Annotated in this window: 7 protein-coding genes, 1 tRNA gene and 1 pseudogene; 2 read left to right on the forward strand and 7 right to left on the reverse strand. The window is 43.3% G+C overall.

Annotated features, from left to right (window positions below; genetic code table 11):
• Nucleotides 1-235: 235 nt before the first annotated feature.
• The 4 genes from F6K51_RS33550 to F6K51_RS33565 form a co-directional block, all read right to left on the reverse strand.
• A complete protein-coding gene (locus F6K51_RS33550; protein WP_293029288.1) occupies nucleotides 236-802 on the reverse strand; it encodes a Uma2 family endonuclease in 567 nt (188 codons plus the stop codon).
• A gap of 26 nt (nucleotides 803-828) precedes the next feature.
• Nucleotides 829-3411, reverse strand: coding sequence for a sigma 54-interacting transcriptional regulator (locus F6K51_RS33555; protein ID WP_293029293.1), 2583 nt, complete (start codon nucleotides 3409-3411; stop codon nucleotides 829-831).
• A gap of 251 nt (nucleotides 3412-3662) precedes the next feature.
• Nucleotides 3663-3735 (reverse strand) — tRNA-Arg (locus tag F6K51_RS33560).
• Nucleotides 3736-3874: 139 nt separating this feature from the next.
• Nucleotides 3875-5164: a peptidoglycan DD-metalloendopeptidase family protein gene (locus F6K51_RS33565; protein ID WP_293029297.1), complete on the reverse strand. Its 1290-nt coding sequence runs from the start codon at nucleotides 5162-5164 to the stop codon at nucleotides 3875-3877.
• Between the two features lie 730 nt (nucleotides 5165-5894).
• Here F6K51_RS33565 and F6K51_RS33570 point away from each other — a divergent pair.
• Entirely contained in the window at nucleotides 5895-6158 is a 264-nt protein-coding gene (locus tag F6K51_RS33570) for a hypothetical protein (RefSeq protein ID WP_293029301.1), read from the forward strand.
• A 368-nt stretch (nucleotides 6159-6526) separates the two neighbouring features.
• Here F6K51_RS33570 and trmFO read toward each other — a convergent pair whose 3' ends face one another.
• The 3 genes from trmFO to F6K51_RS33585 all read right to left on the reverse strand — a co-directional run bounded on the left by trmFO (nucleotide 6527) and on the right by F6K51_RS33585 (nucleotide 9659).
• Nucleotides 6527-7891 carry an FADH(2)-oxidizing methylenetetrahydrofolate--tRNA-(uracil(54)-C(5))-methyltransferase TrmFO gene (gene trmFO / locus F6K51_RS33575; protein ID WP_293029304.1) on the reverse strand — a complete coding sequence of 455 codons (1365 nt, stop codon included), beginning with the start codon at nucleotides 7889-7891 and terminating at the stop codon, nucleotides 6527-6529.
• Nucleotides 7884-8063 (reverse strand): hypothetical protein, encoded by a 180-nt coding sequence (locus tag F6K51_RS33580; protein WP_293029311.1) that lies wholly within the window; start codon nucleotides 8061-8063, stop codon nucleotides 7884-7886. The genes trmFO and F6K51_RS33580 overlap by 8 nt, the downstream gene beginning before the upstream one ends.
• Before the next feature lie 93 nt (nucleotides 8064-8156).
• Complete coding sequence (locus F6K51_RS33585; RefSeq protein WP_293029307.1) at nucleotides 8157-9659, reverse strand: site-2 protease family protein; 1503 nt, start codon at nucleotides 9657-9659, stop codon at nucleotides 8157-8159.
• Between the two features lie 50 nt (nucleotides 9660-9709).
• Here F6K51_RS33585 and F6K51_RS33590 point away from each other — a divergent pair.
• Nucleotides 9710-10051: pseudogene (locus F6K51_RS33590) on the forward strand (MBL fold metallo-hydrolase); the annotation flags it as partial.

Here is a 10051-nt window from a genome sequence, read left to right on the forward strand (position 1 = left end):
GAGTAGTTAAAAAAACTAGAGCTAAATTTCCTTCCAAGAAACCAATACATAAAGGAATTGGAGCCAAAAGTGAAACACGAACATTCTATGTAATCAATACTGCTTAGAGCTTAACCGAACCGTATTGAGTGTGAGGAGAGGGAACATCACTAATAATTTTTAGTTATTTTTTTGGTTAAACTATTATTATAACTGTGGTTATTTCAAAAACATAAATTTTATTTATTCTGAGTCATTAACCCTTCTTAGGTAACCTCGCTTTCCCAAACACTTGCTCCGGAGTAAGTTCCAAGCCTTCAAAAAGCGAATCAGTGATCAGCGCAGCTTTGGTATAAGTCCGTGGTGGCGCATCTGGATAAAAAACTGTGATACTTCTCGCCTGAGGATCAACAACCCAAACTCGTAATACTCCCGCTTCTAAATAATCAGTTGCTTTCTCGGCTAATTGCCCAAAGGTTTGTCCCGGTGAGATAATTTCAATGGCTAACTCTGGGGGTACTGGACAAGCCTCATCTTCTATAACTTCTGAGGGCAGACGTTGAACAGAAATGTAGGTTAAATCAGGTACAGGTACCCAGTCTTGACCGTGACGTTGCAAGGCTATTGTCCATTCTGGATTGACTTCACCCTTTTCCTGACACCACTGATCCAAAAGTGTATATAAAGCACCACTTACCCTAGCATGAAAACGTTTAGGAGACATTTTCGGTACTGCAACCCCCTCAACTAATTCATAGGTTACATCGGTCGAAGGCATTGCCAGAAATTCTTCCAGGGTCAGTCTAGTTTTTAGTTTTTGCATTTTTATAAAACCACGATATCATTATATCAAAACCCCACAATAATCCACCACAAACTAATCCCTAAAACTATCGTACTCACATGGTGTGGTAATAACAAACTAAAGGGTTGACGTCCTATCTTATGGGTCAAAAACAGGGATAAAAGTACTCCTGAAATTAACGTAGTTCCCTGCAAGAATGCAATTACTGCTGGATGGGCTACCAACACAGGTAATCCTTCACCACTCAATCCAAACGTAGCAAACATTACCGGTAAAATCCTTCCCCCTTCTCCTAAACCAAGCCGCCAATAATGAGCCAAATTACCAGCTAACACTAATGGTAAATATCCATAAGCTAATTTAACAAAATAACTCGGCTTACGAATTTCTTTTACCTGATATAATCCTACCATTATTCCTTGAGCCAATAGTGGGACAATTGCTGGTAAACTCAACACTGTTACCGAGAGCAAACCATGAGTCCAAAACTGACTCAAATCCCACCCTAACCCCAGGTTTTCTTGCAATTCTGGTAAACGGTGCAAAAACACTGCTCCTAACAATAACAATAACAAAGCTACCTCATAACTGCGAGGCACATGGGTAGTCCACAATTCAATACCTGGAGGACGTAAATTCACTTCTACTGAACGATGGGGACAGGCTTTCAAACAGGTCATGCACAACACACAATCCCGGTTATCTTCCAATTGTGCTGGGTGAGAGTACAAGGGACAGCCATCCGTTTCCATTCCCTCCCCTTTTTCGGGACCACCTTTATAACATTGATAGGTGCTACATTCCGCTGAACATATCCCTTGTTGTGCTCGTAATTCCGTTATCGATAGTTTAGCGAACATGCCATTCATGCCGCCAATGGGACATAAATAGCGGCACCAGAAGCGTCGCTCGAAAATAGCGGAACATATCATCGCACCCGCTGTAATTAATAACAGTAGACAAGCGGAAAGATAAGCGGTATTTTCCAAATCCCACAATTCTTCCCACAATAAAATCAAGAAGAATAAGCCAAACAAAAACCAACCTCCCCACTTTTGAGCCTGTTCTCGGGGCCAACGTTTTAACTTACGGGGAAATAGCCACAGGGATAATTTCTGAGTAACTTCCCCATAAATCATGAATGGACAAACTGCACACCATAACCTACCCACAAAGGGAAAACTAATTAATACTAAGGGCCACCACCACGCCCAGAATAAATTAAGCGCAAAGTTTTCTTGACGATTCTGGGGTCCGATAAATAAAATAGCAACAATAATCGCAAAAGCGGTTAAGGTAAAGCCATAATTAATCCGGTCTGGCCACCAAGGGCTGCGGAGAAAGCGACGTAACCCTGGATAAGAATTTAAGAGATTGAGACGGAATTTCTTTTTCTTACTTTGGGAGGGCCAGATAATTTCTTCGGTTACTTCTGAACATCCTTCTAGCTGCACAATGGCTCGTTCAACTAAATTGTATAATTCCCTGAGATTATTGGGAAAATCATACGCCTGTAATCGCCGTAATGCTTCGGGAGTGATCCGGTTTTTATTAATACATTTAGCACGAGATATGATACTAATATAGTAGTTGACTATGTCACCAATGTCGGCTTTTCGTACCCGTAGTGGTGGTACTTTAATCAATTTTTCTGCCACCGAATCAATCTCTGGCAGTTTTCTCTCGGCAATCATGATAATCCGAGCCTGACTAGTAGAGACGTTGGCTGCTGCAACATCTGTATGTTCTGAGGTAGCGCGGTCTTGGGGGTCTCCCCCATGAGCGACTACCGGTTGGGAACGGTTGACTGGAGTATAGGTATTGGTTCTAAGTAAATTAGCGATTTCTGGAATAAGTTCTGGGCTAAGTTCTTGAATATTATTTAATAGTAGAGTTCCTTGACCTAAGGCTTCAATTAACCCAGGTTTTCCCCCTGCACGACCAAATAATTCTGCGACCCTGGCTTGTAATTTAGAGCAATCGACTTTAATCATGGCTTCTCGCCGATAGGGAGAACTAAAATGAATCAAGGCTGCTATGTTATCTTTTTCTAGTCCAGGTTCTCCGAAGATTATCACCGATTCGCGGTTTTCCGCTGCTTGTTTAACTTGCGATCGCAGTCGCACCCCATAGCGACTTTTCCCAATAATCCCCCGTTTAGCTTTACTAACCAGATACGGTCGTAAGATGGTTTGACGCTCTTGTTCATAGGCTAGCTGAGCGGATAACTCTTCTACTTCTTCAGCCAGTTGTTGGGAGAAAGCCTGGGTAATTTCTGGATAGTGTTCCACGAGTGCCCGAAATTCGGAAGCACTGACAAACCAAAACTGACATTCGTTGAGGGTAATTAAGGTTTGCTCAACAGGTTTGTTCAATAATAGAGCTTGTAGATTAATCACTGCCCCAGGGAGTAAACCCACAGCTTGCCAATCCTCAGTATTGCTTTCGATCCGACCTGAGCGGAGAATATATAATCCTGCGGGAGGGGTGTTGGCTAGCACTAAGGTTTGGTTTGCGGGCAAAATCCGCTCTTCCAGCTTAGGTGCTAGATTCTGTAACACCTCCTGAGTCAAAATACTCAGAGCAGTTCGTTGTTTTAGCCACGTCACTAAGTCTGGAATGGTCATGATTGGCTCTGGGATAAACAATGATGGGAAGTTCAGTTAATCAAAATATTATTATGGTTAGGAAAATTTTGTTAATTGTTTATTTTTAATTGTTTATTGTTAACTGAATAATAATTGGGAAGAAGCCCTTTCAAGCTCCCAAATGATAAGTAAATCTACAACTTTCACTATAATCTAGCTCTGGTCGTGCCTAACGCCAGAGCTAGCCCTTTGAAGAATACAATTTAGACTGCTATGTTAATTTATCCAAACGAGCACGGAGGGATTTGAACCCCCGACACCCAGAACCGGAATCTGGTGCTCTATCCACTGAGCTACGCGCCCTTATGCTTGAGTGACTATATCTTAGTTACTCTATCTTATTAGCTTTGATAATAGCACACTATCGCCAATTTTAACTATACACGACTTGAGCACCGAGAAGTGTAAACTGTTTGAAATCTGCCTTAGCAAGTGCCATCGGCTAGAGATAACTTGCCGGATCGACAGGTTCACCGTTCTTACGAACCTCAAAATGGAGGTGGGGACCGGTAGAGAAACCCGTAGACCCAACAGTTGCGATCGCATTTCCTCGTTTGACCGATTCTCCCTTACTCACCAATAGTCTACTGGCATGACCATAGAGGGTAGCAATACTGTCGCCATGGTCAATAATTACTGTATTGCCATAGCCACCATACCAACCCGCAAAAATTACTATACCGCTATCTGCTGCTCGAATAGTACTGCCATAACTAGCCCCAAAGTCAATTCCAGAATGGAACCGAGATGTACCTAGAATGGGGTGACGTCGCCAACCAAAACTACTGGTAATGGAGCCATTACTGGGATAAAGCAGCTGACCAGTATTAAAAACAAAAGTTTTGCGAAGCCTTGCCTTCCTAGCTGCCGCAATCTTGTTTTGACGGGCAATCTCTCGTTGAATCAAGATGACAAGATTTTTAGAATCTTCTGCTAACTGGGCTTGGGATGCTTCTAAAGCTTGTCGGTTAGAGTTAAGTCGGTCAATCAGTTGTTGCTGTTTCCTCAGCTGGGCTTCAAACTGCTTCTTTTTGGCTAGGAGTTGTTGTTTAAGTAGGGAAACTCGGTTTTTCTGAGCCTCTATCTCGGTTTTGCGTTGGTTAATGCTGTCGGCTTCAGCTTTTAAACTAGTTAAGATTTTCTGGTCTGTTTGATAGACTAACTTCAATCGGCGGCGTCGAGCCAGAAATTCGTTGATATCTTGACTCTTGAGGAGGAGATTCGACCCAACTTCAGCATTGGGCTGGCGCTGTAAAAAACGCAGTCGAGCAATGATTGCAGCACGCTTTTCGTAATAGCTTCTCTCGGCAATTGCTAAATCCTCCTGCAACTGGTCTAGACGCTGGTTAGCCAGTTGGATTTGGCCATTATAATCCTGGTTAGCCGTATCAGTGGACTTGAGATTAAGCTCAATCACACCCAGCTTCTTCTGGGCAGATTGCTCCACATTAGATATGCGATCGCTTTCCTTAATAATAGTAGACCGTTGCTGCTCAATATGTTGCTGTATCTGTTGCAGGGTATCTACTGCTCCTGGGTTTACTACTTCTGGGTTTACTACTCCTGGGTTGGGTGAGGGAGAAGTACTCCCTGGAATTGTGACGATTAGCAGCCAAAGAACACAGCCTAGACAAACTCTCCCTATCCCGTGTAAGCCATACCAATCCCTAACCTTACCAGACGGGTTGACGTTTTTGGTATAGGTTGCCCTTTGCCGGATTTCCTTAACCACAGACTATCTCAGTATTGTGAACAATCATCGAAAAAATTCCCGAATACAGCTGTCAACGGTTGTAGATCAGTTCTATATAAATTGATGCTGACGAAAGTTAAACACTCCTTGGATATTATCTACTACTACTGGCCGATAGTGAATAGTGAGGGGAAAGCATTAGTGTTGTCATTATGGGGACTTGTCTGTACTATTTAGGTATCTAAGGTATTTGAGCTGGGAAATCATACACCAAAGTAAACACCACACACCCTAGCAACAACCTAAGCACAAACCTCAGTCCTCTAGTCTATTTAAGTAAGGGCAATCAAGTATACAGCGGGTTAAAATTCCGTGAAGTACAGTATATATCTCGTTTTTTAGCAGATTACAACAGGCAACATAAGACTTGATCGTTCTGTTTTCGGTTCCCCTTTACCCGTTCCCTAACTATTCACTTTGGGGGAATTTAGCCCTTTGTTCACTAAAACTGTTACTTTAGCCTAATTTTCGGTAACTCTGTAAATGTAGCTGATCTCAAATCCGGTCAACTAATTATTATATCCCTGATCGGGTAATTGGTAACTCGTAATTGGAAATGAGTAGTTGATGATTCCCCATTCCCCATTACCAAACATAGAGGGAATAGTTAACAAAGCAGTAATTAACCGGATTTGATCTCATCAGAGTTTTCAGTCAATCAGACCGAATGAAAACTTGTAATTAACCAATATTAGGATAAAATTTAGTTATGACGGTACTAGCAGGATTTTACGTTTCTGGCGCTCTCTACTTTTTTGCGATCTGGTTTCAAGCTTTCCAGAAAGACACTAATTTATCTCCTGAGCAAATCCGCATATCTTGGATAGTGTTGACGATAGCAACCGTTTTTTGGCCAATTGTTGCCCCGATTGCTAATCTGGAGAAGAGTTCTATAAAAAAAGCTTCTTTAGTTCAGGAACAAGATGTGGATGCTAATAAAACAGCGATTTCAGCTAAGCTATCCCGCACTTAATTGGTAAACCTAAATTGAATAATGCTGATATTATATTCGGTAACATCAGTATTGTAAAAATTGGGTAATGGTAAATTGGTAACTTTGATTACTCCCAAGCCATTACCCATTTTCATATCTTGCACTTGCACTTAAAAGCTCTAAAATTTAGTAATATTAATTCAGGAGCTTCGAGTCAGAATAAGTCAAAGTTATGTTGTTGGAATATAAGAGTTCTTAAGAGGTTGTCTGAGAAGTCTAATTTGCTACATCCAAGCCCCCGTTGGTCCCCCAATTTTGGGGGACTTTTAGAAGCAAATTGACTCTTCCCCCAAAGTTGGGGGGCTAGGGGGGCAAAATGCAGTATCAAAAAACTTTTCAGATATCCTCTAAGCTGCAGATACGCGCAGCCTACTCAACCAACCATCAAGATCTGCCAAAGCGCGATCGCGATATGCTCCATATCGTTCTCGCTTATTCTTTATCCGCACTGGCAATTCGGGCAAAATCCCAAAATTTGGTGGCATAGGCTGAAAATGCTTAGGTGATGCGGAACTAATAAACTCAAACAACGCTCCCATCATCGTAGTGGGTGGCATCGTTACCAGTTCCAATCCCAATACCAGTCGCGCCGCATTGGTACCAGCCAGCCACCCTCCCGCAGCAGCTGCTGTATAACTTTCTGTTCCTACCAATTGACCAGCTGCCAACAAAGTAGACCGTTTTTTGAACTGTAGCGTTGGTTGCAATAACTCAGGAGCATTCAGAAACGTGTTCCGATGCATCACCCCCATGCGCACAAACTCTGCTTCTTCCAAACCCGGAATCAGTCGAAATACCCGTTTCTGCTCACCCCAGCGCAAATTAGTTTGGAATCCCACCATATTCCACAGCTGACCTGTTTTATCTTCCTGTCGCAGCTGTACCACAGCATAAGGACGGTGGTGCTGATTTTCCGGAGCGCGGAAGTCTCCCTTACGGGCATCAAACAGTCCCACTGGCTTCAGAGGACCGTAGCGCATAGTATCTTCCCCCCGACGAGCCATCTCCTCAATCGGTAGACACCCTTCAAAAAACTTAGCAGTTTCTTGCTCAAAGTCTTTCAATTCCGCCTTTTGAGCTGCACACAGTTCCTCCCAGAAGTGACGATACTGCTCCCGATTCATGGGACAATTAAGATAAGCCGCTTCTCCTTTGTCATACCGGGATGCCATAAAGGCGATATCACGATTGATGGATTCCCCCACTACAATCGGTGATGCAGCATCAAAAAAACTAAAGTATTCTAAACCAGTGAACTGTTGCAGGTCTTCGGCTAAAGCAGGACTAGTCAACGGACCGGTTGTAAGTACCACCACCCCTGTGGTAGGAATTTGCGGAACTTCCTCCCGCTGCAACTCGATCAGGGGATGACTAGCTAAGGTTTCCGTCAATTCCCGACTAAATACTGCTCGGTCTACAGCTAAGGCACCCCCAGCTGGAACAGCATGTTGATCAGCTTTGCCAATAATAATTGAACCAAGGCGTCTCAATTCTTCGTGCAACAAACCCGCAGCGCGATCGCTTGATTTAGCACCAAAGGAATTGCTACATACTAATTCTGCCAATTCGACCGTATGATGAGCCGGGGATAGTCGCACTGGTCGCATTTCGTGCAACACCACTGGTACTCCAGCCTGAGCAATTTGCCAAGCAGCTTCTGTACCGGCTAAGCCACCACCGATAACATTTACTTTTTGTTTGTCATTAGCCATTATATAGCAAAGGGAACAGGGAATAGGGAACAGGGAGTAGGGAGTAGGGAGTAGGGAGTAGGGAGTAGGGAGTAGGGAGTAGGGAGTAGGGAGTAGGGAGTAGGGAGTAGGGAGTAGGGAGTAGGGAAAAAAATCCTGTGTACCTGATTTCTATGACAACCACTTTATTCAATTGTTAATTATTAATTGTTAACTGTTAATATCCAACAATTCACAATTAACAATTTTATAGTCTCAATTTTTACTTCTCAATGTTAAATTTTGACTAAATAGTTAACAACTTAGTGATTGTTCCTGGTACTGGCAAAATAATACTGACTAAAATCAACAATGCTATAATTCCCCACAAATCTCGCCAGTTGTCAAGTTCTGAAACATCATTAAGGGCTGGTTCATCTGCCACTGGCATGAATAAAAGAATAATTGCCCACAGGAGTAATTCTGGCTGGATAAATACTAGGAGCATCATTAACAGCCGGGTAATCTGGCCAATGGTCATACCAGTTCTTTGACCCAACATCGCATGGACGATATGTCCACCATCCAGTTGTCCCACTGGCATTAAATTGAAAGCAGTAACAACTAAACCGATATAACCAGCGACTGCCACAGGATGAAGGTTAATTGCGGTGTTCGAGACAAATTCACTGCCCAATGCCCATTTACTTAGTAAGCTTAGCAAAAGGGAAAATCGGGGATTGAGGGATTCTAGGTTCAAGATTCCTGAAGAGTCAGACAAAGGCACTACAGTGGAATGGGCTAATCCCCACATTAGGATTGGTAGGGTAACCACGAAGCCAACTAGTGGACCAGCAATGCCTATATCAAATAAGGCTTTACGGTTAGGAACAGGAGAGCGTATATGAATAAATGCTCCCAATGTTCCCAAGAAGAAAAAGGGTATCGGGATAAAGTAAGGCAGAGTTGTACGTACCTTGTAAACCATTGCGGCAAAATAATGACCGAGTTCATGAATGCTGAGAATTGCCATTAAGGCCAGGGCATAGGGCAGTCCTTGCAGTAAAAGCGCTGGGTCAGTAAGGGGATTTTCTGACACTCCAGCTATCTGAGTGCCGATCCAGGTGGTGGTAAACAAGGTAATGAGCATCAGACCCAATGCTAAACCAGGTCGCGTTAATGATTCAGACCCCCTGTAAGGTTTGGTTGATTTTTTGGTATTGGGCACTAGAGCAAAAAAGGGTTTGCCGCTAAAGCTTTCTTGAAAGACTACGAAGAAGCGATCGCCAAACTCAGCTTCTATATTTGACCGCACGGTACGGTAGGCTTGCTCTGGGTTAGTGCGGAGTTTGCCGCGACACAACACTACTTGAGGTCGGTACTCAATATTTTGGAGATAGTAGATTCCCCAGGGAAAACAATTTCTCAGCTCTGTTTCTTCTTCTTTAGTGATGGCACGAAGGCTTGACTTTTCAGTTGCCGATGAAATTTTGGCGACCGGGTCTGAGGTAGTTGTTTTAGTCGGATTCTCTTTGGTCATTGTTGAATTGGGAGCTGGGCGTCCCCACTGAATCAGCAGCCAGTACAACGGCAAGCAAATGACAAATGGACCGAGCAATAGGGCTGGTGGTATTGGTGTGTTCTCACCATTGAACAGAGTCCAACCAATCCAGACTAGTGGTGGAATCATCATTACCAGCCACAGTAACCAGACTGGTGTCTGAGTGAGGCTAGCAACGCTTCGCTGGATAACGAAGTAAGTGATCACAGCGAGTAAAATAAATGTAAATGGGAGTAGCCAGAGTTCCATGATTAAAGATCACACCGTCTACTAAAAACTACAATTAAACTACAAGCATTGTGCAACCCGATACTCCAGCAAAAGGCGATTTTGATTTTACGCCAAGCGGATCGTCTAATCAGCAACCTGCTGCATCCAAGCCACCACGCCTTGTTCTAGATACCATTTTTGCTTTTCCACCCAATCGAGATACGTTAGGTGGTACGGCTTATATTATTGTAGGAAATTCCTTCAACCTATTGATTGATTGTCCTGCCTGGAATGAGACTAACCAACAATTTTTGCGTGAGCAAGGGGGAGTCTCATCACTGGTAATTACCCATCGGGGTGGTATTGGTAAAGCAAAGGAAATTCAGGAGAGTATGGGGTGCCAAGTCCTGATTCAAGAACAAGAGGCTTAC

This window comes from Moorena sp. SIO3I8, assembly GCF_010692325.1.
In the GTDB taxonomy this organism is placed as follows: domain Bacteria; phylum Cyanobacteriota; class Cyanobacteriia; order Cyanobacteriales; family Coleofasciculaceae; genus Moorena.